A 25,691-nucleotide genomic window follows, 5' to 3' on the forward strand; every position below is an offset into this window, starting at 1 on the left:
ATTACCGGGCAGTCTCGTCCTATGCGACGAGGACACCACATGCTTCCATCCACCGATGTCATTCCTGATGCCTTTATGCCTCGCCGTCGCTGCTCAATGATGGGCCTCGACATGATCGGAGAAGGTCAGACAAGCTGCAGAAGAAGCCGAAAACGTCCTATTCGCATTTGCTAGTATCACTAGATCGCCGCTTTCACATTTCAGCGACGTTTTAGCCACATTGGCTTTGCTAACCTCCCAGAGTTTCATCAAGACAGCGAGGCCGAGCCACTAATTGGTCTGCGACTAGGTTATGCCTGAAAAGGGGGATTAGCTGATGGGAAACGTGCTTGGAGCGGCACCGATTAGAGTGTTGATGGGAGGCAAGGCGCCTCGCTTGGCATCCTTTGGCTGTACCCTTGAGATACAGCCAAAGTGATCTCCGGTTATGGCCCCGCTGACACCAAAACCAATCGGCATCATTCGATCCCGGGCGGATGCATCAGACCTTTATTCCGAACAGCTTTTCTGCATTTCGGAACGCAATCTTTTCCTTGGCTTCACGGGGCAGATCCACCGCCCGAAACCAGTCGGTTCCTTGCTTCATGTCTGCAAACGGGTAATCCGTTCCAAACATCACTCGATCCACACTGATGTACCTCAGCAAAAGATGAAGCAATTCGTCCTGGAAGAATGCGCTGGTTGTGTACCAGAAATTGTCACTGAAGTATTGCCCGATAGGCTTGTTCAGCGAGTCTTCAGTCGACTCGCTCATATCTCCCACGATACGCTCGTAGTAGAATGGAAGGCCCTCTCCCATATGGCCGATAATCATCTGCAGTTTAGGAAATTTATCGAACACCCCAGTGATGATCAGTCGAAGACATTGAGTCAGCACCTCCTGGTGCCATCCATATCCTGAACCGCTGAAAATGTAGTTCTGGAACAATTGGTCATACCCTGGCCGCATGGTGTTGTAATAAATATTGAACACGTCTTCCGGGGGGAAGCCTGGATGCAGGTATATCGGCACATCAAGTGCCTCGGCGCGCGCCAGAATGGGCTCGAAATCCGGGTGGTCGAGGAATTTGTTGCCAATGAATCCGTTGGTCATGGCCCCCACAAAGCCATCTTCCCGAACGGCGCGTTCCAGTTCGTCCGCTGATGCTTCCGGGTTCTGCAGAGGCAAGGTTGCATAGGCCTGGTACCGCCCAGGATGGGTGGCCATCGGGCCATCGGCAATCATCTTGTTGAGACGATAGGCAAAATCGATGCCCTCCTGACCGGGGACATTCTGCACGCCCGGCGTATGTGCGGAGAGGATTTGAACATTGATCCCCGCCTTATCCATTGCGCCGATGCGGCCAGGACCGAGTTCGGCAAGACCCGTTTCCCTGAGGTACTCTACGTGTTGATCGTTAATCGCGTTCAGCGCGATCAGTTCCTCGGTGGTATAGGTCTCTTCCGTGGCGATAAATGGCAGATCCTGGTCTCGCAACGCGATGACCGATTTCTCTGTCGCGGCAGCACTGGAGATAATGGCAGGCGCGGACAACCCAGCACCAACACCAAGTGCAGCCGCGCCAGTTAGAAAACTGCGGCGTCCCATTGTCAGGCTCTCTAGGTTTTTTTCGATCTGTTTCATGACAATTTCTACTCCGATGTTTGCGTTGCGTGGTTTGGGGGCAGCTTGAACCGCCCCAGGATATTGCCGATGTCATCCACGTAGCTGTACACCACCGGGATAACCAGCAAGCTCAGAAGCGTTGAAGTGAGCAGTCCGCCAATGACCACGAAGGCCATGGGGGCCCGGAAGCTGGGATCGCCAGCCCATCCTAGGGCGATCGGCATCATGCCCGCCCCCATGGCAATGGTGGTCATCACGATGGGCCGGACACGTTTTTTGCAGGCATCAATAATGGCGTCCACGCGTTCCAACCCATGCACCCGACGGGCAATAATGATGTAGTCCACCAGCAGGATTGAGTTCTTGGTGGCGATGCCCATCAGCATGATCAATCCGATCATGGCAGGCAGCGACACGGGCGTCTGCGTGAGGAACAGCGCCAGGAAAGCCCCAGGTACGGAGAGCACCAGCGCCACCAGAATAGTGACCGGTTGCATGAAATCCTTGAGCAGCAGCACCAACAACATATAGATACACAGCACGCCGGTCAGCATGGCAATTCCGAAGCTTGAGGCAAGCTCCTCCATTTCCTCTGCATCGCCTTCTGCTTTCTGAAACACGCCGCGCGGCAACTGACGTAAACTGGGCAGTGCCTGCACGGCCTGTTCGATTTCTCCCAAAGGCTGCCCTTGCAGGCTCACCTCGAAATTGACGTTGCGCAGACGATCATGCCGGGTGATTTCCGAAGGACCGCTGCTCCACTCAACGTTAGCCACGCTCTCCAGCGGCACTGGCCCGTTCGCACCAGGCACTGGTAGCCGTTTAAGGGTCGCCATATCCTCCCGAGCGGCATCCGCCAGCCGAACCATCACCGGCACCTGACGCGAGCTGAAGTTCAACTTAGGAAGGTCCTCGGCGTTATCGCCCACGGTCGCGATGCGCAGCGTATCGGCGATGGTCTGAGCCGAGACCCCAAGGTCGGCGGCGCGGGCAAAATCAGGGCGTACAATGAGTTCAGGCCTGACCAGGCTGGCCGTCGAACTCACCGCGCCGATGCCGGGAATGGCGCGCATCTCCCGCTCGACTTGGCGGGCATGCAGTTCAAGCACTCGGCTATCCTCACCGGCGAGCACCAACTCATAGCCATCCCCCTCGTCGCCTACGCGAGTTCGCACGCCGGGAAGCGTGGCGAGTGCAATGCGTAACTGCTGCTCTATGTCTTGCTGCGTAACGCCCGCGCGGGTTGCGCGATCCGCCAAACCAACGGTCAGTTCCACCGAGGTCACATCAGAGTCACTGCTGCCGGAGTCCTCACCGACGGCCGCGAAGACGCTGACTACATGCTGTTGCGTCTCCAGTCGTGAGCGTGCCTGCTCGGCAAGCGCCTCCGCTTCAGACAAGGTGCTACCGGGCGGCAAGGTGAGCGTCGCCTGCGTCTGGGAATTATCATCGGGGGGTATGAAGGTCCCCGGCAGGGTCGAGGCCAGCCAGATACCTCCTGCAAAGCAGGCCGCCGCCGCGAGGAGCGTTGTCTTACGGTGGCGCAGGCACCCGTTAGCAACGATCAAGTAGTAGTTAATCCACGTTGGATCGCGCGAGGGATGTTGGGGTTTGCGCAGCAGATACGCAGCCAGCATGGGCGTGAGAAGACGCGCCACCAGCAGCGAAAACAGCACCGCTACCGAGGCCGTCCAACCGAACTGAACGAAGAATTGCCCGACGGTGCCACTCATAAAGGCCGTGGGCAGAAAAACGGCAATCAATGTAAAGGTGGTGGCGACAACGGCCAGGCCAATTTCCGCCGCCGCGTCCATGGCGGCCCGGCGCGGGGGCTTGCCCATCAGCAGGTGCCGTTCGATATTCTCAATCTCGACAATGGCATCGTCCACCAGCACCCCGATCACCAGCGAGAGCGCCAGCAACGTCACCACATTGAGCGAGAAGCCCACCAGGTGCATGAAAGCGAAGGTGGGGGTGATCGACAGCGGAAGCGTGACCGCCGCTATCAGTGTGGCCCGCCAATTGCGTAGAAAGCAGAACACCACCAGCACCGCCAGCGCCATGCCCTCGAATAGCATGTGCATGGAGCCCTGGTAGTTCTCCAGCACCGGCCCAACAAAATTGAAGGCTTCTTCGACCTCGACATGGGGATATTGCGCCTGCAAGTCGGCAACAGCAGCCTGCACCCCCTCGGCCACATCTACCTCGCCGTACCCCTCGGCACGGGTCATCTCGACGCCGACGACGGGCGCGCCATCAAGCAATGCCATCGAGCGCCGCTCGGCCACGGTATCGGTAACCGTCGCCACCTCATCAAGGCGAATACGCCGACCGTCGCTGAGTGCCAGCTCCATCGTCGCAAGCTCAGCTGCGGATTCAGCGTTGGCGATGATGCGCACGGCCTGTTCGGCTCCGCCGACATCCACGCGCCCACCGGGCGCCTCCAACTGCGCCTGGCGCAGCTGGTGTGAGATATCCAACGCTGTCGTGTTCATCGCCAGCAGGCGGTTCGGATCCAATGCCACGCGGACTTCGCGATCGACCCCGCCGATACGCCGAACCGAGCCAACGCCTGGCACCGACAAGACGGCCTTGGTCATTTTGTCATCGACGAACCAGGAGAGTGCCTCATCGTCTAGATCGGAGGAGCTCACCGCGTAGCGTACAATCGGCTCACTGAAAAACTCACCCTTCCGAATCACTGGATCACGCAGGTCGGCGGGTAGATCCGAGCGGATGCGAGCAACAGCGTCGCGCACATCCTCCAGAGCCTCTTGCAAGGACTTTTCCAGTCTGAATTCAATAGCAATGTCGGCATTGCCATCCGTCAGCGTTGTAGAGATGTTTTTGACGCCGGAGACGGTAGCGATGGAGTCCTCGATCTTGCGGGCAACCTCGTTCTCCATTAAGGCGGGAGCCGCCCCCGGCAACGAGGCGGATACCTCTACGAGGGGCAGCTGTACATCCGGCAAGTCCTGAATAAACAAGCCTCGGAAGGAGATTAGCCCCCAGAAGGTCAATAGGATGAAGAGCAGAACAACCGGAATAGGATTGCGAATCGCCCAGGATGAGGTATTGAGCGTCATACCCCCTCCTCGGCGTCGGTCTCAACCACCCGCACCTGATCACCGTTGCCAAGAAAAGCACCGCCCGAGGCGACCACCAAGGCGCCAGGTTCAAGGCCGGAGAGAATTTCAATGCGATCCCCCGAGTGCTGGCCCAGGGAAACTTTAAGCTCCGTTATTTGGCCAGCATCGCTGACGCGATGGACGTAGCCAAAGCCATCGCGTAGCTGCACCGCGGCACGGGGAAGCGTCATCACTTGGCGGCTGCCCAGTTCAAATTCACCCCGTGCAAACATTCCCGCCCGGGCAACGTCGCTTAACGGTAGGTCGACATAAACCAGACCATTGCGTGTAGCGGTGTCCACTAGCGGCGCGATGGTGCGCAAGCGCCCTTCGAGGTCGTAGCCGCCAGGCAGGCTTATCCTGGCAGTCTGGCCGGGTCGCAGCTTATTCAGATCGGACGCGGCGACCTCGGCCCGCCACTCCAGCCGACCGTGGCGCGTCAATCGGAACAGCTCCTGACCGGCGCCTGTAACAGCGCCAACAGTGGCCGTGCGGGAGGTAATCAAACCGTCGTCTGGGGCGGCAACCTGCGTCTGAGCCAAGCGTAGCGCTTGGGCTTCATTCTGCGCTTGCGCAACGTTGAGCCTCGCCCTGGCGGTGAGCTCGGCGGTTTCGTATTGCTGAATCTGCTGTTCTGAAAGCGACCCGGTGGTTTTCAAACCCCGGGCACGTTGGGCGTTAGCCGTTGCCTCCGCAAGCGTTGCTTCGGCTTCCGCCACGGCGGCGCGGCTTCTAGCCAGCTCCGCGCGCACGGTCGTGTCGTTATAAACGGCCAGCACCTGCCCTTCCGTGACCTCATCACCCACGTCTGCCTTGACGTCGACCAGCCGCAGGCCACCGATTTCGGTACCGATAATGATCTCCTGCCACGCAGCAATATCACCATTGGCCGCAATCGTCGTTGGAAGCGTCTGAGGTTCTAATGTCGTCACGTTGACTGATAGTGAGGGCTGCGCCGTCGGTTCGGCGACGGCATCACTTTCCGACGACACCGCCTGCATACATGCCAGCGCGGCAGCGCTAGCAATCACGACAATCATAATGCCGAAACAACTTTTTCGTTTTGGAAATGGCATAATCCAGGCCTGCTTCAAAGGGTTCAATTCATTGATGAAAAAGAAAATCCAAGAATTTCAGTTGAACCACTATCGGTCTGCCTTCCTTTCTCATTTCTTACTGACGTCACGTTTTAAATAAATCCGGCACCAGTAAGAAACGCGTAAGATAGCGCTCCTGATGATGGCACTTTCAAACCACTCTCACTTTCAAACCATGCTAGGAGTGCCACCATGAGTTATCATCAGTCGCTATTACTGAACGGCCGCCTCATCACTATAAGATTGGCGACAGCCGCATGTATCGGTGGTCTTGTTATTGTCTCTCCGTTGGCGTTCGCCGACGAAGAGGACTCAGACGAAACCACTTGGGGATTGGGCGTAGGCGCAATAAGCGAACAGGATCCCTATGCCGGTATCGACAGGAAAAACACCCCATTTCCCTTGTTCCTGATCGAAAACCGGTACATTAGTGTCTTCGGACCGGAAATCGAATTTAAACTGCCGAGTCTTGTCATCAACGACTCACAACAGCTCAATTTCGGCATCGTCGCCCAGTACGATGAGAGCGGCTACGAGCCAGGCGATGCCCCGATTCTCAACGGCATGCGTGAGCGCAAGGGCGGATTTTGGGCGGGGGCCAAAATGGAATGGGAGACCGACTTCGTTGATGTTAGTGCCGAATGGCTCACCGACGTCTCCGGCAACAGCGACGGACATCGCTTCGATCTTGGCCTGGAGAGAACGTGGGAATTCGGCGAACATATAATGGTAACCCCACACGTGGGGGCGTCCTGGCAGGACGACAAGAACGTCGATTACTACTTCGGCGTTCGCGATAATGAGGTTCGCTTCGATCGCCCCGCCTATAAGGGAGAGTCGGCTACCAATATCGAGGCGGGGGTGCGCGGCGTGTACCAGTTTGACCAGCATCACTCTGTGCTGTTAGGCGTTGAGGTCACGAGCCTGGCGAACGAAATCAAAGATAGCCCACTGGTGGATCGTTCGACCCAAAACGCCGTGTTAGTTGGCTATCTTTATACATTCTGATGAGCCGCATACTGCTGATCGAGGATCATGACCGGCTAGCCCACTTGATGTGCAAAGGGCTGGTGGACGCCGGTATCGGCGTTGATGTGGTCGACCGCATCGATTCGGCTTGGGCTGCCGTTCAGCAGATGCCCTACCAGGCACTGGTACTCGATCGTGGCTTGCCGGATGGCGATGGGCTGCTATTGCTCAAGAAGTTGCGCAACGCAGGCCTTAGCGTGCCCTGCCTGGTGTTAACGGCTCGCGATGCGCTGCATGACAGGCTAGAAGGCCTCGAAGCCGGTGCCGACGACTACCTCCCCAAGCCGTTTGCCATGGATGAGATGGTGGCACGTGTCCGTGCCTTGCTACGCCGCCCTGCGGAATTCCATTCAATCGACCCCATTCACGGCGACCTGAGGCTGCATACGGAAAGCGGCGTTCTGTTTAGCGGCGACAAGAGCATTACCCTCGCCCCGGCGGAGCTGCACATCATGCAGTTGCTGTTATATAAGCACGATGAGGTAGTTCGCCGCAGCGCGCTGGAAGCAGCGGCCTGGGGGCTAAGCGAGGCGGTGACACCGAACGCCTTGGATGTCGCCCTGCACCGTTTACGCCGCAAGCTGCTTGCCATCGGTTCGCGCCAGCGGATCGCCAACGTGAGAGGGATGGGATATGCGCTTCGTCAAGCGGATGACGCTCAATAGCCTGAGGCTGAAGGTGCTGCTGGCCTATTTGGCAGGTATGGTGCTGAGTATCACACTGCTGGTAATTGCCGCAGCAGTGGTGCTTCAGAGCGATCTACTGCCTCGTATGGATATGGCCGACGCGGCCGATGGGCTGGTGGACAATGTCGAGTTCGACAGCCGTGGCCGGCCCGTTGGTTTCGACGCCAGCATGGACGACCGCGCTTGGCTATACGAAGGCCCACAACCCGAAACGGCGTACCGTATTCTGGATGATGCCGGGAACGTGGCGGTGGCCTCGAGTGCCAGAGAAGCTTTCTGGCCAGCCGACGGCGAGGTTCTGCGTTTGGCGCGGGGCACCTTTTCCTTTGAGTATGACGACAGAACTTTCTACGGTGCCACGGAGCCCTTTGAGCATGGTGAAAGAACGTGGTATCTGCAGTTCGTCGCCAGTTCAAGATTCGTTGATGTCCTCTATCTCGTCGCCTTTCCACTGGTGGCAGCGGGCGTACTGGTGTTTGGCTTTGTCATGTTCGTTGCCTTCGGTCTATGCGCCTACATTACCTTGCGCTTAACCCTCAAGCCGCTGCGCGATGTTTCCAAATCGGCGGCGGCTATCTCGCCGCGCTCTATAGACGCCCGTCTCGATACGGACGCCGTGCCTGTGGAAATTGCCCCGCTGGTACATAGCTTCAATCACGCTCTGGAACGCCTTGGGCGGGGTTATCGCCTGCAGCAGGAGTTTCTCGGCCACGCGGCCCACGAGTTAAAAACGCCCCTGGCGCTGATCCGCGGGCAGGTTGAGTTGCTCGAGGAAGGGCGAAATGACCGCAAGGAACTATTGAGCGATGTCGAGTACATGACCCGCCAGGTGCAACAACTGCTACTTCTGGCCGAAGCGAGCGAGGCGCACAACTACCAGTTTAGCGTTGTTCGAATGCACGACATCGCCCACGAAGCTTCCATCTACTTGCAACGCATGGCGGAGTCCGCCGACGTGCATTTAACGGTGCTTGCCGCGGATCAAGGGGTGACATGGAAGGCTGATCACGGGGCATGCTTCACTCTGCTCAAGAACTTGCTGGAGAACGCCATCCAGCATGCCCCCGCGCAGACTCTCGTCAGCATGGAAATCCAGAGCAATACGATAACCGTGCGTGACCGAGGGTCTGGCGTCGAGCCTGAACAGCTGTCTCTGCTGTTCTCTCGTTTCTGGCGAGGTGCACATCGACGCGACCATGGTGCTGGTTTGGGGCTGGCCATCTGCCAGGAAATCGCCATGGCACACGGCTGGGTGCTTTCGGCTCACAACGCCCATCCCGGGTTGATCATGACGCTACGCAAAGAAGCCTAGGGTTAATCCCTGCAAACAGCGCCCTACATCACTTATCAACGAGGTGGTCATGCAAATTTTAAGACGCAAGCCCCTAAATCCGCCCAACCTGCCCGATACCTTGATCGAAGGTCACAGCCAAGCCGTATTAGTTCAGGGAGGCTCCCGGGTACTGATGTCCAGCCAGGTAGGGGTCGATGCCGAAGGCCATTTAGCGGGCCCTGAACTTCCCGAGCAGACCGAAGCAGCGCTGAACAATATCGAACGATTGCTATCAAGCCTCGGCGGCGATCTCTTGCGGGTGGTGATGTTGAGAATCTACTTAGCCGAATCCGCTCGCTACGACCAGCAAGTGGTAATGGAGGCGCTGAAGCATCGTTTCCCCACCGCCCCGCCGGCGGCTACTTGGTTGATTGTGTACGGCCTTGCCGAACCGGAATGGTTAATTGCTATCGAGGCCGAGGCAGTGCTGCCGGGGTTTGCTTTAAACAGCTAAATGACCGTAACCGTCGAAATAATAACGCTGCTCGTTAAACACCGCACCGCCCGGTTGCCCGATCATTCTAAATAAGGGGGAGCACATTTGTGGCTCTCTGTCAGAGGCAAGCACCTACAGAGAGGGTTTCATGATTAGCCGCCTGAACGTTCTACTTTTCACACTTTTCTTGCTGGCTTCCTGCGCCGTGCCACCGGATTCGCCGGGTTTTCAACCCTCAGAAAACCTGCCTCGCTATGATCAGGAGAGTTTCGATCAATATGTGCGCGAAACACGTGCATGGATTGCGGATAACCGCGCTTTCATCAGTGACGACCGCGACCTTGAAATACAGCTCAATACGCCGTTCGAACTCCGCCCTGATAAACCGGCCAAACGCGGTATCCTGTTAGTGCATGGACTGGGCGCAAGCCCGTGGTATTTCATCGATATCGCCACCGCCATGGCGAATGACGGCTGGCTGGTTCGCTCCATCCTTCTGCCTGGCCACGGCACACGCCCAGCCGATCTGATGCTGCCTGATAATGATGATTGGGAAAAAATCATTGCCCATCACGCGGAACTGCTAGCAGCCGAGGTCGATGAGCTTTGGCTTGGCGGTTTCTCAACCGGCGGCAACCTGGTCACCTCCCATGCGTTCACAGACGACAATGTCGATGGCCTGCTGCTGTTTTCTCCTGGATTTTACCCCGATACCCACTATCTATTTCTCGCCCCGACCATTGCCTATTTATGGGACTGGCTCGATATCGATGATGAAGACAATATCGTCACTTACCAATCATTTCCTGCGCGAGGGGCCTCGCTCTATTATCACTCGGTCAGTACCGTGCAAAAAAATCTCAAAACCTCACACTTTAATAAACCTGTCCTGATGACGATGAGTCAACATGATAGTGTCCTTGACCCCAACGCGACGCTCATTGCCTTTCAAAACCGCTTTCCCAACCAACAATCGCGCTTCATCTGGTACGGCGATCCACCACAGCACCTTGACGACCCCCGCGTCACCGCCTTTACCAGCCACCTTCCCGACCGGCGAATCAGCAACTTTTCCCACATGAATGTGCTGTTTGCGCCCGAGAATACCTATTACGGTCAAGCGGGTAGCTACCTCATGCTGGAAAACGGCCAGGATGGCCTCGCGCCGCCCGACGACCCGGATGCCCTGTGGTTCGGCGCATGGGGGCAGAGCGACGCGGAAAAATACCACGCTCGACTGACCTGGAATCCCTATTTTTACGACCTCCTCGATGGTATTCGCGAGGTAACAGGAGACTAATCGACGTCCCTCCCCGACTGAGTTTTTCGGGACTCATGGAGAATAGGTGCAATAAGATGGTTATATCTATATTTTCACTATCCAAGTGTTTTCTTGTAACGCTATGCATGGAAGAGAAAACGTTATTCACAAATGCTTGGCTATCAGAAACTCCTGGAACTTTAAGTCATTCACAGTGCTTTGCTTTACGCATCACAATAACTTTAACTGCCTTTTTAGCGTTACCCATGACACTTCTTGATGCAGGATCAATTGAAAACATCATTGCCGTCTTTAGCGTTGAAGCTAGCACTACAGCCTTAATCTTTTCCAAAGTAAAATCAAAAAGCACTACAGCTTGGCTACTGAGTGATATTGAGGATGAGATACTAGAGTGCACCAATACAATAGGAGTGGCAGGCGTAGGGACTCTTTTAGTTATATTTTTGTTGGCCTAATCCACTTCTTAATTGCTGTGCTGAATATCAAATGACGAATTAATCATTAATAACGACTTGGCCGCAGAATCTGAGAAAAGCAGCCCCTCGAATATACTTGCTGGAAGAGACAGGTAGCAGCACAGTGTCACTCGCAAGCCGGAGGAAACTCACTCGGTAAGTCAAAGACAGTCTCTTTTCTTTCAATGTGCCGCTCCCCCCCCCGACCGCCAATCATCATTCGCCTGAAACCACTGCTTAGCATTAGATGAGTTTGGTCTCGACCATTCGCAATAGAACTCTCCTCCGGTGGATAAGTAGCTGTGTGGCTTCAGCAACATTTACCGCGCTTTAGTTGTCTTGATGCACCTTGCTACAAAATACCCAATTCTTGACACACTGTGGGCATAACCATGGCTTACTTTTCATTTCCAGCGAAAAGTTTTGATAGCCCGGCTCGGTAAGCAGAGATAATCACATATAGAGAGCAGCGAAGTATTAATAGTAGGCAGGGTCTTGGTAACAATCGATAGCCTTCGCAGATGCTGCCGTCTTCGATCCTTTGGAAGAGTTTAGAAAAGCTATGGAACTTAGAAACCTTTCCGATACATTTTTATTCTTCAAGGCTTGGCTCTTTAACCCACTGAGTATTGGTGCGCTCATGCCTTCTGGTCGAGCGCTGGCCAACCTTATCACCTCGGAAATATCTACGGATACGGGTCTGATCATCGAGCTTGGGCCGGGGACGGGTGTCTTTACACACGCACTCATTGAGCGTGGTATCGACCAGAAAAACATAGCATTAATCGAGAATGACGCGGCATTCGTTACCAAGCTACAGCATCGCTTCGGGCATGCTCACACATTTTGTATTGATGCTTCACGGCTACACGAAGTTGAGTTTTTCGACGGGGCACATGCCGGTGCTGTCGTCAGTGGGTTGCCCATGCTGTCAATGTCTCCACGCAAGATGATCGCCATTCTGGACGGTGCTTTTGCCAAAATGCGGCCCGAAGGATCTTTCTATCAGTTCACTTATGGCCCCCGTTGCCCGATCCCACGAACGCTGCTCGATCGTCTTGGGCTGAAAGCAATGCGTGTCGGTCGCATACTCGTAAACGTCCCTCCCGCTACCGTCTACCGCATCGTTCGACGTAAGCCTCGTCCTGCCGCTAGCGGTGAGCGCATCAGCGTGCGATGACGGAGTGTCATCTGCACTACTCCATTCACAGTAATCGGAACCCACTGATGGCTTTTCTCCTAGCAGAGGATGGCCGGAGAGGATGACAATGACCATCAAATTCTGGCTTTCTGGATTCGCCTGTTTTCTGCTGACCGCCTGTGGCACCCCTGCTGACGATAATATAAGTGACAATGAGCGTGCTGCCGTACCTGTCTCAGCGGTACCAGCGGAACTGGCGACGTTAGGCGAGCAGTTGTCGCTTACGGGCACCCTAACCGCTGAGCGCCAGACACGTCTCTCCCCTCGCGCGGACGGACTCGTGGCACGCGTGCATGTTGAAGCGGGTGATCATGTTGAGACCGGACAGCTACTCCTCGAACTCGACCCGGCCCTTGCACAACAGGCGCTCACGCGTGCTCGCGCTCAGGAGGAAGAGGCAAACGCCTCGGTGCGAGAGGCTGAACGCTTGGTAAATGAGGCACAGCGGCTCGCTGAACGTCAGGCCATCCCCGCAACAGAGGTCGCATCGCGTGTTGCCGCGCTAAATCTAGCACGGGCATCGGCAGCCTCCGCTCAAGCAGCCACACGAGAGCAGGAAGAACTGGTTGAACGGCACAGTTTGCCAGCCCCCTTCCCAGGCGTCGTCGCCGAAAAACTCACCGAAGTTGGCGAATGGGTGCAACGGGGAACGCCGGTGTTATCGTTAGTCACGATTGATCGTATACGTCTGGATGTGCAAGTGCCCCAAGAGCGATTTGGGCAGCTAGATGAGCAGGCACAAGCGCAAGTATATGCCGATACGCTGGATGACACCCCATTGCCAGCGCAGATCATTGCACGGGTTCCCGTCACCGACCCCGAGGCGAGAACCTTTCTACTTCGCCTACTGGTAAACGATCCACAGGGTCGATTACTTCCTGGCACCTCCGCCCGAGCAGAAATTTCTTTACCCCCGCAAGCAACCGATACGTTGGCCATCAGTCGCGATGCGTTGCTGCGCCAACCGGATGGTAGTCACAGCGTCTACATCGTCGATAACACAGACGATGAACGCATCGCCCGCCGGCGCCAGGTGCAAATTCTGTATGAACAGGGCGGTCAGGTCGCCGTTGCAGGCGACACCCTGCGCCAGGGCGATCCGGTCGTCACCCGAGGCAACGAGGCCTTGACCGACGGTCAGTCCGTAGAAGTGGTGGAGCGTTAACACATGGATTTCGGACGCGTTATTCACCACAGCACCCTGATTGCCGTCGCGGTTCTGATCCTGTGCTTGCTGGGGATCACTGCTGCACTGCGGGTACCGGTTCAGATGATTCCCGACCTGGAAGTACGCACCATCAGCGTGGAGACAAGCTGGCCTGGGGCGTCTCCCCGTGACGTGGAGCAAGAGATCCTTATCGAGCAGGAACAATACCTCCGCACCTTGCCCAATCTCCAACGAATGGTTTCCACCGCCAGCATCGGCCAAGCCAGTATTGAGCTGGAGTTTCCCTTCGGCGTCGACATTAATGAAGCGCTGATACGCACCAACAACGCGCTTAGCCAAGTATCCAGCTACCCTGAAAATGTCGATGCCCCCGCCCTGACGACAGTCTCTTCCTCAGACGAACCTTTCATGTATTTCCGCATCGGGCCACATGCAGAGAGTGGGGAAAATCTCGATCTGGCGATGATGCGCAACTTTCTGGAGGATGAGGTGCGCCCCCGTATGGAGCGCGTCAATGGTGTTTCGCTCGTGGAAATATGGGGCGCGGAAGCACGACAGGTGCGGGTAGAAATCGATCCGTACCGTTTGGCCGAACGCGGGCTCGACATGACCGATGTTCGCAATGCACTACAGACCCGTAACGTCGACAGTTCAGCGGGCGACCTGGACAGTGGAAAGCGCAGTGTGATGGCACGCACGATCGGCCGCTTCCACGAGCCCGCCGATATGGGCGAGTTGATCATTGCCGAGCGCCAGGGCGCCTTGATGCGGCTCTCCGAACTGGCCAATATCCGGCTCAGTCACCATGAAATGCGTACCCAGGCATTCTATAACGGCCTACCTTCACTGATCCTGGCGGTGCGCCGCGAAACGGGATCGAATGTCGTCCAGACCAAGTATGCCGTACTGCCGGAAGTCGAGGCGATCAGCGACGAGATTCTGGCGCCGCTGGGTCTTGAAATGACGCTGATCAACGAAGATGCGCGCTACGTTGAAGACTCGGTCGCCAACGTCTGGAATAACCTTTTACTCGGGACACTGCTGGCAACACTGATAATGTTTGCCTTCCTGCGTTCGGCGCGCAGCACCTTTGTCGGGGTGATTGCCATACCGGTCTGTACGATCGCCGCCTTTATCGGCCTGTTACTCGCAGGCCGGACGCTGAACGTTATCTCATTGGCCGGCGTAGCGTTTGCCATCGGCATGACGCTCGACAACACCATCGTCGTCCTCGAAAGCATCGATCAAGCACGACGACGCGGCCTAAAACCCTTCGATGCTGCAGTGGCGGGTGTGCGCCGGGTCTGGACGGCGGTCATGGCGAGCACGCTTACGTCAGTCCTGGTATTTGCCCCCACACTGTTCATTCAGGAGGAAGCCGGACAGCTCTATTCGGATATCGCGATTGCGATTTCCTCTTCTATTCTTGCGTCGATGGCCGTTGCGGTGACCGTGCTACCGGCGATGGCGGCGCGGCTGCTACCGGCAATACAGCCAGATGTTACCGTCAAGGACGGCGCCTTTGACCACATCGGCCGCTGGATCACCCGCGCCTATAGCCGTCCGATGCGGCGAACGATGATTCTACTCGGCATGCTTGGCTTGTCGGCATGGGTCGTGGTGTGGCTAACCCCTCCGGCGGAGTACTTGCCGGAAGGCGAAGAGGCGCGCATCTTCTCTAACATGATCGCGCCGCCGGGCTACAACCTGACGGAGATGGAATCCATCGCGCAGGAGCTAATCCCGGAGCTGCAGCAGCGTCTTGATGACGAACCGGCACGCTTCCACCGTGGCGAAACGAATATGCCCGCACTGCGCTTCTTCGCCATGTTCGTCGATGCCCAGGGCATTCGTGTCATTACCGATCCGAAAGATCCAACCGATCTGGAAGCATTAATGGGCGCCCTCGAGGCACGCTTTACGGCCTGGCCGGGCATGCGCGCATTCGCCTCACGGGGCTCCATCATCTCCACCAACGATGGCGGTACGCGCAGTATCAACATGGACATTTCCGGCTCTGATCTTGCCGAGATCTATCAGGTTGCGAGCCTTGCCTATGCCCGCGCAGGAGCACTGTTCGACGACGCGCAGATTGGTTCCGAACCCAGCTCACTCAGCCTGGATCAGTTATTGCTGGAGATCCAGCCTCGGTGGGAGCGTCTGGTGGAAGTCGGGCTCGACGCTGAGCGCTTTGGCTATTCCGTGGCGGCGCTAAGCGATGGTGCGTTTGCCGACCAAATGATCCTGGATGACCGTCGGGTCGACATCTACCTATTCAGCAGCGCGGGTAGCGATCAGCGGGCAGAGCGCCTGGGTGACCTGCCCATTGCCACACCTTCTGGCGACGTGCTGCCACTTTCTGCATTGGCCGATTTGAACGAGTCCGTCGATACGGACAGCATTCGACGGCTGGACGGGCGCCGCACGGTGACGCTGAATATCGTGCCGCCGCGCTCGGTGGCGCTGGAAACGGGCGTCGAACGCGTGCAAAACGAGCTGATCGGGGCCATGCGCAGTGACGGTGAGATCCCGCACGGCGTCTCGATAGATATCACCGGTGCCAGCGACCAGTTGCAAGCCACCCGCGAAGCAGTCTCGGGTAATTTCATGATCGCGGTGCTGTTGTGCTATCTGATGCTCGTGGCGATTTTCCGCCACTGGGGGCGGCCGTTATTCGTCATGGCCACGATTCCTTTGGGGCTCGCGGGTGGGATTCTTGGGCTGGCGATACTCAACGGCGTAGGCGCTCCGTTTGGCATCCACCAGCCTTTCGATATGATCACACTCCTAGGTTTCCTGGTATTGCTCGGCTCCGTCGTCAACAATCCGATCCTGATCGTTCAGGAAACCTACAAGCGGCTGGAAGAAGGCGCGGAATCCATCGTCGCGGCAGTCGACGATGCGGTCAATATCCGTCTGCGCGCGATCCTGATGTCCAGCCTGACCACCATCTTCGGTATCGCTCCTCTGGTACTGATTCCCGGGGCGGGCACAGAACTCTACCGTGGCCTGGGCGCCATCGTGATGTTCGGCATCGCGTTTTCCACGGTCATCACCCTGACGTTCCTGCCCAGTTTGATGGTAGCCGCCATAAGCGGGTACCGGCATATTGCCGGATGGGTATCATCGCGCAGGGCTCAACGCTCAACACCATGAAAGGCGCGGGGCTGGACAAAGCAACACTTCACCTAATGGGGTAAATGTTGTGCTTGGCTATTGAGACTGCAGCCCTAGGAGGTAGCGTAAAATCTCAACCTTACTGAATCAAATGGAAGCCTGAAAATAAACGGGCGGGCCTAAAATTACTAGGCCCGCCCGGCATTACTGTCTATATCAAGATCAGTAGTTCGCTTTAAGGTTTATAACCAGCGTGTCAGATAATGGAAAACCCCTTTCGCTTGTTGCGAAGACATTTACTCGAGCTAAGCAATCTCTTTATCTTCATCGGAACCTCTCTCAACGGATGTTTCACCTGAGAAAAGTACTAATATAATTATTTAGGCTGCATTTAAAATTTTCATAATTTACTCCTTATCCTTAAATAACTAGCCATCACTCGACCAACCCTGTGACATGTGATTAATTTAAAATCCACATGCCACCGAGCAGTTTCAATGACTTTAATTCACATCAAAACACACTACCTACAACTGACCTACTTAGCTCTGTTCAAGGGTTGTCAGAAAGCACCTGGGAGGCCGGAATATCCTGATTACCGCTGTCTGTAGATGTCGATCCAGAATAAACAATCCTGTTATCTTCATCCGAGCCTCTTTCAGCAAGTGCTACGCCTGAAGAAAGCAGTAATGCAATGATTAAGGCCGCATTTAAAAGTTTCATGATTCACTCCTTACGTTTAACTACTCGATCAACCTACTGAGCTAAAAGCAACCTCATGGATCGCTTCCCCCTCTAATTTCCTACATGTGAGTTAATTAGCTCTTTTAGAGAAGAAGGCTTGGTTTGCTAGTCGCTTCATCAGCATATGAATGATAGATTCAAAATGAACGGATCAGAATGCCAAATACTCTTTCGTTCTTGCCTGATCCAGTCTTTCGGTATATTTCCGAGAATCTTTTAATACTGAGAAGAAGTGATGCCCGCATGAAACTCTCGTCAGACAGCTAGTACAGAATAAAGGCAACTGCCGACCAAAACCCTCACCGAAATCGAGGATATCAACATTCCGCCTCTCAATTGGCACTTAAGATCTCCAGCTATCGATGTCTTCTAGTGAGGGGGCACTTGGGGCTAAACTGTTATTTTCACGCTACTCAGAGCAGCCAGCCCCCAACGCCGCAGAGCCTATGATCAACACCTTTGCCGTATCCAACTACCGCAGCCTGAAAAACGTTGTCTCTCCCCTGTCGAGTCTCAATGTAGTGACTGGGCCCAACGGGTGCGGCAAATCCAATTTATACAAAGCGCTGCGGTTATTGGCAGAAACAGCCAAAGGCAATCTTATCTCATCGATTGCTCAAGAAGGCGGGCTTGATAACACCTTCTGGGCTGGCCCGGAAAAACTCACCAGAGGCATGAGAGACGGCTTCGATCCCATCGAGGGCACTGCCAAGAAAAACAGTCCCCGGCTTAGGCTGGGTTTTGTGGGTGAAGATTTCGGCTACGCCATTTCATTGGGGATGCCCGCACCTCAGGGCTTTGCGGGCTACCAAGACCCGTCCATGTTCCAGTTCGACCCCGAAATAAAACGGGAATGCATTTGGGCAGGCGATGTTTGCCGACCCAGCAGCTGTTTGATTGACCGAGTTGGGTCTGTGGTCAAAGTGCGTGCAGGTCGTAAATGGCAGGTTTACGGCGCCCACCTTAACAGTTACGAAAGCATTCTGAACGAAATCAGTGACCCGATCGCCGTGCCTGAAGTCCATGCGGTTCGGCAAACTATTCGTCATTGGCGCTTCTACGATCAGTTCCGAACCGATCCGCACTCCATCATCCGCACACCGCAAATCGGTACCCGTACCCCGGTGCTGGATCACGATGGCCACAGCCTAGTGGCCGCATTGCGCACCATACACGAGATTGGCGACCGAAAGGCCTTGTATGAGGCAATTGAAGACGCCTTCCCCGGCGCAACGATTGATTTTGGGGCCGATGCTGGGAATCGCTTTCTACTGCAGTTTCTACAAAAGGGGCTGTTGCGCCCCTTAAACCAGTCCGAACTATCAGACGGCACGCTTCGCTATCTGTTGCTGGTGGCGGCGCTGCTCACACCCAGGCCGCCTTCCTTGCTAGTGTTGAATGAGCCAGAAACCAGTCTACATCCGGATTTGCTTCCCGCCTTGGGCCGCCTGATTATCCGTGCATCGAGGGAAACTCAGGTGTGGGTGGTCTCCCACGCGCCACGCTTAGTGGCAACACTGGAGCAAGATCAGGCCTGTAACTCTATCGCGCTGGATAAAGAGTTTGGTGAGACCGTTATCCTAGGCCAGGGGTGGCTAGATGAACCGCCCTGGCAGTGGGCGGATTAAGCAGAACGCTAACGAACCGAGGACACTAGCGTTTCGTCTTTTCCATTTAGTTTGCCTAGAAGCCCTTTTCGCTAACTAAAGTGTAGCTGTTGGGGTGCTTTAGATTGATCAAAACGTAGGCTCATCACTATCAGCCCAATAAAAATCACCCCAAGCATCAGCCATGCCTGCTCAAACCCTCCCAGTAAGTCTTTTATCAACCCCGCCGCGATAGGTGCTAAAGAGGCGATGAGATAGCCGATCCCTTGTACCCAAGCAGCAAGCTGACCAGATAGCACGGGGTCGTCTGAGTGATCCATAGTGATGATCAAGCTTAAGGGAAAAAGGCCTCCAATTCCTAACCCCAGCAGCGCGGTTGCCAACCAAGCCATTGTTTTAGGCATTAGCCCAAGAAGCAAAAAGCCCGCCACCGATAACAGAAGCACCAGCAATAACACCGGGCGACGGTCTTTCATCTGTTGAGCCAGTATGGGAAACGTTAGGCCAGCCATCACCTCAATGGCAGTTAGCCAACTAAGCGCCAGCCCCGCTTGCGTTTGAGACCAGCCTAAATTGATAAAGGTGGGCGGAATCCAAGCCAGAAGGCAGGTATAACCCGCCGTACCTAAACCAAAGAAAATCGCCAACGACCAAAACCGAGGCTGCCGAGCCATCGCTGAAAAAGCGATGCTAACACTGTTGTTTTGACTAGGGGCTGGCAGTATTCGCCTGCGCATCACCCAGCAAACGAGCCCTGCAAGTGCTAAAAGTCCCCATAACGCCAAGGCGCTCTGCCAGCCAATATAATCACTCACCACAGGCGTAATGGCAGAGGCTAGAGCCGCGCCCCCCATGATGGAGGCAATGTAGAACCCCATCACCATCGGGGTTTTCTCGCCTGCCGCCTGTTTTATCACCGCAGGAAGTGCCGCCTGGATAAAGGCTATGCCAATGCCGGCGCCCAGCGCGGCTGCCCATAAGCCTGTATACCCGAAGCCAAACCAGTGTAACGCGTCCGATAAAGCAATCGACGCAAGCGCCAGGGTAATCACGCTATTAAAGCCGATCCGCTTTGCAAGCAACGCGCTAACAAAACACCCCAACCCCATCGCTAGTACCGGTAACGTGGTTAAAAGCGACAGCTGTGTAAATGAAAGACTCACATCATACCGGATTGCCTCAACCAGCGGGCCAATAGCCGCCATGGATGGCCTCAGGTTGAGCCCAATCAGAATGATCAGAAGGATCGTTCTTACCAACGGTATTGATCTCGAATTGCTATTGCGCATACCCACTGCCCACCCTTTATCGGCCATTGCTAAAATAAGAATCGGCGCTTACTTTAAAACCTCAGGTTAACTTGAGGTCAAGATAAATGATGAACTGGCTAATTAGGCCTAAAGAAGAGAGTGTTAAGCGTGGGTGCAGTGGCTAAAAGAAGCAGGTTTAACGTATCGACGATGTATTATTACGGTGCAGAAGGGTTATAACGAGCTGGCAAAAATCGCGGCGACCAGCGCCGCTTCGCTTTGGGCAAGTTGTTTATCGTCAACTATACTGCGCCCTAACGAACATGATGTCGTTGCCTGAGTTGGGGCTAGCGTGCAGCGCCAGCCAACAAAGGTAAATTAGTCAGCTTGAACAGCATAAGGAGTTTGCCGTGACAGCCACTAACGATCGCACTTATCGAAGCGGACCAAACCCGTTTCATACCGTAATGCTTGCAGGGACTACGCCACTCTTTCTTGGCACCATGCTATGTGATTACGCCTACTCAACCACCTACCATATTCAGTGGGCCACCTTTGCTTCTTGGCTAAATTTGGGTGGGCTTATTTTCGCGGGACTTGCGCTTTTGTGCGCAATTATTGGCTTTTTTCGTTCCCAAGACCGTCGTTTGGCTTTTCTGATGTATCCAGCGCTGCTATTGCTCACCTGGGTACTGGGTCTTGTCAATGCGTTAGCCCATGCACGAGACGCCTGGGCCATGATGCCAGTTGGCTTTGCTCTTTCGATCGTCGTTGTTTTGCTCGCAGGCACGGCGACGTGGGTCGGTTTTTCCCGCTTTGGTATCGGAGATAAGCCATGAAGTTTTCCCATTTCTTCGCCGCTCCTCTCTCGATACTTCTGGTGGCAGGTGTTGCTCGCGCTCAGGACTCTCAAAAGTATGGGCCAAACCCTGACCTTCCTGAACCACAACGTGGGCTTCTGCCGGATATGTCAGTTCCCGAGCCCGCAGAATGGGGCGACCAGCTACCGACGGTTCCCGACGGTTACACCATTACGGCCATTGCTACTGATCTTAAGGTGCCGCGCCAAACGCTGGTGTTGCCCAACGGCGATATTCTGGTGGCAGAGGGAAGCGGCGGCAACGCACCGCCCCTGAAGCCAAAAGATTTTATTGCTGGCTACATAAAAAGCCAGGGCACCACCTCCGTTGAAAGCGGTAACCGATTGACCCTTTTGCGCGATAGCGACGATGACGGCAGCTACGAAGAGCAAACGGTGTTTGCCGAGAACCTCAACGCGCCTTATGGGCTGGCATTGGTTGATAACAACCTCTATGTCGCTAACCAAGATGCGGTTGTACGCTTCGATTACGAGGAAGGCCAAACCGAGGCCAGTGGGTCGCCAGAAATAATTACGCTGCTACCCTCGGAAATCAACCACCACTGGACCAAGGCGATGACCGCGAGCGCTGACGGAGACTACTTGTACTTGGGCATTGGCTCCAACAGTAACATCACCGAACGTGGCATGGCAGCGGAGGTTAGTCGAGCCGAGGTATGGGAAATTGATGCCGACACCGGCATGCATCGGCCTTATGCCACCGGCCTGCGCAACCCCACGGCGTTGGCTATCCAACCCGATACTGAGCGACTTTGGGCAGTCGTTAATGAGCGTGACGAACTAGGCCCGGACTTGGTTCCAGACTACCTAACCACCGTACAGGACGGCAGCTTTTATGGCTGGCCATTTAGTTATTGGGGGCAGCATGTTGACCCCCGCGTACGCCCGCAGAACCCTGAAAAAGTGGAGTCAGCAGTGGTACCCGACTACAGCCTAGGCTCGCACGTAGCACCACTGGGTCTCGCCTTCTCCATACCGGAAATGGGAGATGAGTTCGCTGAAGGCGTGTTTATCGGCGAACATGGCAGTTGGAACCGCTCAGACCCTGTGGGCTACCAGGTTGTCTTTATCCCTTTCCGCAATGGCGAGCCCGACGGTGACCCAATTGATTTCGTTTCCGGGTTTCTTACTGAAGACGGTAAAACTCGCGGTCGCCCAGTCGGCGTCACCATCGATCCAGAGGGCGCCCTTATCATCGCTGACGACCTGACGAACGCCGTTTGGCGCGTGACCTACGATGGCGATGAGTAAACACTTAACCCTCCGCGTAAAAAAAGGCGGCAGCCTGTTGTACTGCCGCCTTTTCCGTTTGTTCTAAAGAAGCCTTTATATGAACAACTCATACCAGGTTAACTCATGCACTACTTCAATTAACCGCGCAGTAGCAAGTATTGTCATGGTTAAGATTTATGATACAAAGCGATCTGTCGCGCGTATCAACTGATCGAGAATGCCGGGTTCGCTCCAGGCATGCCCTGCCCCTTCGATCAAATGGAATTCGGATTCTGGCCAAGCGTTATGCAGTGCCAGCGCATAACGAACAGGGCATGGCATATCGTACCGCCCATGGACAATGACGCCGGGAATGCCTTTTAGGCGTGAAGCGTTAGCAAGCAGTTGCCCCTCCTCCAGCCAAGCGCGATGAGTGAAATAATGGTTCTCTAACCGCGCAAAGGCTAACGCAAAATGCCCCTCTCTGTAGGGAGCCGATAAGGCAGGGTCTGGTAGCAGGGTGATGGTTTCACCCTCCCATATCGTCCAGGCCTTCGCCGCCTCAAGCTGAGCGATAGGGTCGTCACCCATCAAACGATGATGGTAGGCGGCCACCATATCGTGTCGCTCTGCTTCAGGAATAGGCGTCTGAAACGCCGCCCACTTATCGGGGAACATTTCAGACACACCAAACTGATAGTACCAGTCAATCTCCGCTTGAGTGACCGTATAGACGCCTCGCAAAATCAACTCACTGACACGTTCAGGATGCGCCTGGGCGTACGCAAGGCCCAGGGTAGAACCCCAAGAGCCGCCAAAAACCATCCACTGGGTTACGCCAACATGCTCACGTAGCCTCTCGATGTCTTCGACTAAATACCACGTAGTATTGGCTTCGATACTGGCATGGGGCTCTGAACGTCCACAGCCACGCTGATCAAAGAGAAGAACATCGTAGTGCTCAGGGTTAAACAGACGTCGATGATCAGGCGAAATTCCACCGCCGGGGCCACCATGCAGGAACACCGCAGGCTTACCGCCCGGTTTGCCAACACGCTCAAAATAGACCGTATGGCCACCCCCAACATTGATCATGCCTGTTTCGTAGGGTTCGATCGGTGGGTATAGGGTTCTCAAGTTCGTCATTCAAGCCTCCCGCTTCAGTTTCACCTTTCCAAACACCGTTTGACACTTCCACCTTCGCCGACGACTTTACTACAGGCGATTCTCAAATGACCTCGAAGAACGGTCAGGAATGCTAGTATCTAGGAAAGGAAGTGAACCCGGAAGTGGTACAGCCAGCACTGGATCAATCTGGCAATAAATGAAAGGACCTCATCATGATTGAATCAATAGAAGAACTCGAAGCGATTAGAAAAACGTGTCATTCGATGGTCACCAAGAGTTCGAGCCTCTCTGCGGGCGCAGCGGTTATACCCATTCCAGGGGTGGATATAGGTTCAGACGTTGCCATATTGATGCGGCTAATTCCCAAAATTAACCAGAAATTTGGTTTAACGCCTGAACAAATCGACAGCCTGGATACAGAATCCAAGCTCTTTGTGATGACGGCCATCTCAAATACCGGCAGCAAAATGGCCGGTAAATACATCACGAAAAAACTTATCGTGATGCTGTTAAGCAAGATGGGCGTCAAGGTAGCGTCTAAAGGTGTTGCTAAGTTCGTGCCCTTTGTAGGTAGCGCTGTGGCAGGTGGCATTAGCTTCACCGCCATGAAGTACATGGGTAACAGCCATGTTGAAGATTGTTATCAAATTGCCTTGGCGGCACTGGAAAAAGAGCGTCGGGAACATGAAATCGTGATTGAATCAGAGCCAGACGTATAACCCGCCCCTCACTGCAGAGATACTCAGTAAAGCTGAATAGCGGTCTTTCTAATGTGGCTCCGCTAGTGGGCGGTGATATGCTCTAGTTGATTTCTTAACGATTACATCAGGAGAATTTAATGCCCGCTTACGTCGTACTAACCCGTGAACATACTCACGACGCCAAGGAAATGGAGCGCTACGGCGAGAAAGCAAAAGCTGCTCGCGAAGGCCACGATCCGCAACCGCTCGCTTTTTATGGCGATTTTGAAGTGCTTGAAGGTAGCGCTATGGAAGGTGCGGTGATTCTGCGCTTTCCGGATATGGCTGCCGCCCGCGCCTGGTATCAAAGCCCCGCCTATCAGGAAGCCCGCAAGCATCGCTTCCAGGGCGCCGACTACCGCGTTTTTATCGTTGATGGCCTAACAGAAGCCTAAAGAACCTCACCTGCAAAGGCGATGGAACCCTCGCCTTTGCGGGGCCGATTTTCCCTATCCCAATCATGACGCAACGATTACCCCCGCGTTAGCGCTCAACTTTCTTTAAGCAGTACAAAATGCTCAATCAATCGAATCATCAGCGTTTTCTGATCGGGCAGACTTTCCGCCACTAATAACGCTAACGCGACCAACGTGTTGTCATTAATAAGCTGCTCAACAGGGCGTGCCAGTAACGCGGCGTTGCGGCGCAGGTACCACAAAAACAGAAAAGAGCCACAGCGCTTATTTCCATCAGCTAGGGGATGGTTCTTGATAACAAAATAAAGCAGGTGCGCCGCTCGGGTAGCCACATTGGGGTAAAATAGCTCATCACCAAAACCTTGTTCGATGGTGGCGAGAGCTGATGTCAAACCATCACCCCGCACCTGTCCAAAAAGCTCGGTTGCTTCGCCTTTGCTAATGAGAGTTCGCTTCAACTCACTAATGGCTTTCAGTGCCTCTTCTAACCCTAGCGAATGCATATCAGGCTGCTTGATGTTTAACTCAGCTAATTGCTGTTCATCGTAGCCCTGCAGCAAACTCCAGGAGCGTGCGTAGTCGCTAATAACACGCGCAACGGCTTCGCCCTCGATAGATACCAGCCCTTGGTTGGTCAAGGTTCGGCTGAGCAGATTGACTGCCTGTTCAAACTCGATACCGCGCTCGGTTAGTCGGCGTTGGTTAAGGGTATAGCCTTGAACCAGATATTGTTTGAGTACATCGGTAGCCCACTTGCGGAACTGTACACCACGCTGAGATTTCACGCGGTAGCCAACTGAAATAATGACATCAAGATTGAAGTGATCAACCTGATAAGCTTTGCCATCTTCGGCAGTATGTGCAAATTTTGCACATACTGAATTTCGCTCCAGCTCTCCCTCGTTAAAAACGTTACGAATGTGCTTTGTAATAACCGAACGCTCACGCCCAAACAGTTCACACATCTGCGCCTGACTCAACCACACGGAGTCCTGTTCCAACGCCACTTCCAGCTGCGCTTTGCCATCTTCGCTGGTGAATATCTGTATTTGCTGGTCATTCATCGATTGCGCCCCCGTTTTTATCCCGATCTACCTGTCGCTAAAGCGACTTTCTTAGTTAGCTAAGTATAAATCGCGACTTAAACTGTACACCTATACAGCAAAAATCCCAAAA

General features: G+C 54.7%; 21 protein-coding genes. 14 read left to right on the forward strand and 7 right to left on the reverse strand.

Features of this window, described 5'->3' with window-relative positions; all coding sequences use genetic code 11:
* Nucleotides 1–481: 481 nt before the first annotated feature.
* The 3 genes from AC4EYZ_RS07020 to AC4EYZ_RS07030 are packed head-to-tail and all read right to left on the reverse strand — an operon-like array spanning nucleotide 482 to nucleotide 5,810.
* A complete protein-coding gene (locus AC4EYZ_RS07020; RefSeq protein WP_474192184.1) occupies nucleotides 482–1,624 on the reverse strand; it encodes an amidohydrolase family protein in 1,143 nt (380 codons plus the stop codon).
* 8 nt (nucleotides 1,625–1,632) lie between these two features.
* Nucleotides 1,633–4,692 (reverse strand): efflux RND transporter permease subunit, encoded by a 3,060-nt coding sequence (locus tag AC4EYZ_RS07025; RefSeq protein ID WP_490204194.1) that lies wholly within the window; start codon nucleotides 4,690–4,692, stop codon nucleotides 1,633–1,635.
* Complete coding sequence (locus tag AC4EYZ_RS07030; RefSeq protein ID WP_223828014.1) at nucleotides 4,689–5,810, reverse strand: efflux RND transporter periplasmic adaptor subunit; 1,122 nt, start codon at nucleotides 5,808–5,810, stop codon at nucleotides 4,689–4,691. Before AC4EYZ_RS07030 ends, AC4EYZ_RS07025 begins: the two co-directional genes overlap by 4 nt.
* A 213-nt stretch (nucleotides 5,811–6,023) precedes the next feature.
* Between AC4EYZ_RS07030 and AC4EYZ_RS07035 the strand changes: the two genes are divergently transcribed.
* The 9 genes from AC4EYZ_RS07035 (at nucleotide 6,024) to AC4EYZ_RS07075 (ending at nucleotide 16,577) form a co-directional block, all read left to right on the forward strand.
* Nucleotides 6,024–6,839 carry a MipA/OmpV family protein gene (locus AC4EYZ_RS07035; protein ID WP_190373881.1) on the forward strand — a complete coding sequence of 272 codons (816 nt, stop codon included), beginning with the start codon at nucleotides 6,024–6,026 and terminating at the stop codon, nucleotides 6,837–6,839.
* Complete coding sequence (locus AC4EYZ_RS07040) at nucleotides 6,839–7,525, forward strand: response regulator transcription factor (protein ID WP_009286853.1); 687 nt, start codon at nucleotides 6,839–6,841, stop codon at nucleotides 7,523–7,525. Before AC4EYZ_RS07035 ends, AC4EYZ_RS07040 begins: the two co-directional genes overlap by 1 nt.
* Entirely contained in the window at nucleotides 7,494–8,858 is a 1,365-nt protein-coding gene (locus AC4EYZ_RS07045) for an ATP-binding protein (RefSeq protein ID WP_190373882.1), read from the forward strand. The genes AC4EYZ_RS07040 and AC4EYZ_RS07045 overlap by 32 nt, the downstream gene beginning before the upstream one ends.
* A 49-nt stretch (nucleotides 8,859–8,907) precedes the next feature.
* Complete coding sequence (locus AC4EYZ_RS07050; protein WP_039858846.1) at nucleotides 8,908–9,333, forward strand: Rid family hydrolase; 426 nt, start codon at nucleotides 8,908–8,910, stop codon at nucleotides 9,331–9,333.
* 130 nt (nucleotides 9,334–9,463) lie between these two features.
* On the forward strand, nucleotides 9,464–10,615 hold the full coding sequence (locus AC4EYZ_RS07055) for an alpha/beta hydrolase (RefSeq protein ID WP_278370992.1): 1,152 nt from the start codon (nucleotides 9,464–9,466) through the stop codon (nucleotides 10,613–10,615).
* A 107-nt stretch (nucleotides 10,616–10,722) separates the two neighbouring features.
* On the forward strand, nucleotides 10,723–11,052 hold the full coding sequence (locus AC4EYZ_RS07060; protein WP_190373884.1) for a hypothetical protein: 330 nt from the start codon (nucleotides 10,723–10,725) through the stop codon (nucleotides 11,050–11,052).
* Nucleotides 11,053–11,614: 562 nt separating this feature from the next.
* Complete coding sequence (locus AC4EYZ_RS07065; protein ID WP_190373885.1) at nucleotides 11,615–12,232, forward strand: class I SAM-dependent methyltransferase; 618 nt, start codon at nucleotides 11,615–11,617, stop codon at nucleotides 12,230–12,232.
* An 88-nt stretch (nucleotides 12,233–12,320) separates the two neighbouring features.
* Nucleotides 12,321–13,418: an efflux RND transporter periplasmic adaptor subunit gene (locus AC4EYZ_RS07070; protein ID WP_223828016.1), complete on the forward strand. Its 1,098-nt coding sequence runs from the start codon at nucleotides 12,321–12,323 to the stop codon at nucleotides 13,416–13,418.
* A 3-nt stretch (nucleotides 13,419–13,421) separates the two neighbouring features.
* A complete protein-coding gene (locus AC4EYZ_RS07075) occupies nucleotides 13,422–16,577 on the forward strand; it encodes an efflux RND transporter permease subunit (protein ID WP_474192545.1) in 3,156 nt (1,051 codons plus the stop codon).
* 513 nt (nucleotides 16,578–17,090) lie between these two features.
* Here the strand turns inward: AC4EYZ_RS07075 and AC4EYZ_RS07080 are convergent.
* Nucleotides 17,091–17,261 carry a DUF2790 domain-containing protein gene (locus tag AC4EYZ_RS07080; protein WP_190373888.1) on the reverse strand — a complete coding sequence of 57 codons (171 nt, stop codon included), beginning with the start codon at nucleotides 17,259–17,261 and terminating at the stop codon, nucleotides 17,091–17,093.
* A 383-nt stretch (nucleotides 17,262–17,644) separates the two neighbouring features.
* Between AC4EYZ_RS07080 and AC4EYZ_RS07085 the strand changes: the two genes are divergently transcribed.
* Entirely contained in the window at nucleotides 17,645–18,910 is a 1,266-nt protein-coding gene (locus AC4EYZ_RS07085) for an AAA family ATPase (protein ID WP_223828017.1), read from the forward strand.
* A gap of 71 nt (nucleotides 18,911–18,981) precedes the next feature.
* Here the strand turns inward: AC4EYZ_RS07085 and AC4EYZ_RS07090 are convergent, their stop codons facing one another.
* On the reverse strand, nucleotides 18,982–20,094 hold the full coding sequence (locus AC4EYZ_RS07090) for an MFS transporter (RefSeq protein WP_022519817.1): 1,113 nt from the start codon (nucleotides 20,092–20,094) through the stop codon (nucleotides 18,982–18,984).
* A 455-nt stretch (nucleotides 20,095–20,549) separates the two neighbouring features.
* On the opposite strand from AC4EYZ_RS07090, the gene AC4EYZ_RS07095 reads away from it, so the two are divergent.
* Nucleotides 20,550–20,978: a DUF2231 domain-containing protein gene (locus AC4EYZ_RS07095; RefSeq protein WP_022519816.1), complete on the forward strand. Its 429-nt coding sequence runs from the start codon at nucleotides 20,550–20,552 to the stop codon at nucleotides 20,976–20,978.
* Nucleotides 20,975–22,270, forward strand: coding sequence for a PQQ-dependent sugar dehydrogenase (locus AC4EYZ_RS07100; protein WP_190373889.1), 1,296 nt, complete (start codon nucleotides 20,975–20,977; stop codon nucleotides 22,268–22,270). The genes AC4EYZ_RS07095 and AC4EYZ_RS07100 overlap by 4 nt, the downstream gene beginning before the upstream one ends.
* A 156-nt stretch (nucleotides 22,271–22,426) precedes the next feature.
* On the opposite strand, the gene pip is transcribed toward AC4EYZ_RS07100, so the two are convergent.
* The gene (pip, locus tag AC4EYZ_RS07105; protein WP_022519814.1) at nucleotides 22,427–23,377 is read right to left on the reverse strand and encodes a prolyl aminopeptidase; all 951 of its coding nucleotides are present in this window, start codon (nucleotides 23,375–23,377) and stop codon (nucleotides 22,427–22,429) included.
* A gap of 194 nt (nucleotides 23,378–23,571) precedes the next feature.
* On the opposite strand from pip, the gene AC4EYZ_RS07110 reads away from it, so the two are divergent.
* Both AC4EYZ_RS07110 and AC4EYZ_RS07115 read left to right on the forward strand, forming a co-directional pair.
* Entirely contained in the window at nucleotides 23,572–24,078 is a 507-nt protein-coding gene (locus AC4EYZ_RS07110) for a hypothetical protein (protein ID WP_022519813.1), read from the forward strand.
* A gap of 119 nt (nucleotides 24,079–24,197) precedes the next feature.
* Nucleotides 24,198–24,494, forward strand: a complete 297-nt coding sequence (locus tag AC4EYZ_RS07115; RefSeq protein ID WP_022519811.1) for a DUF1330 domain-containing protein — start codon at nucleotides 24,198–24,200, stop codon at nucleotides 24,492–24,494.
* 95 nt (nucleotides 24,495–24,589) lie between these two features.
* Here the strand turns inward: AC4EYZ_RS07115 and AC4EYZ_RS07120 are convergent, their stop codons facing one another.
* Nucleotides 24,590–25,579, reverse strand: a complete 990-nt coding sequence (locus tag AC4EYZ_RS07120) for a virulence RhuM family protein/type II toxin-antitoxin system death-on-curing family toxin (RefSeq protein WP_022519810.1) — start codon at nucleotides 25,577–25,579, stop codon at nucleotides 24,590–24,592.
* Nucleotides 25,580–25,691 lie beyond the last annotated feature (112 nt).

The organism is Vreelandella sp. 162(4c), assembly GCF_058152265.1.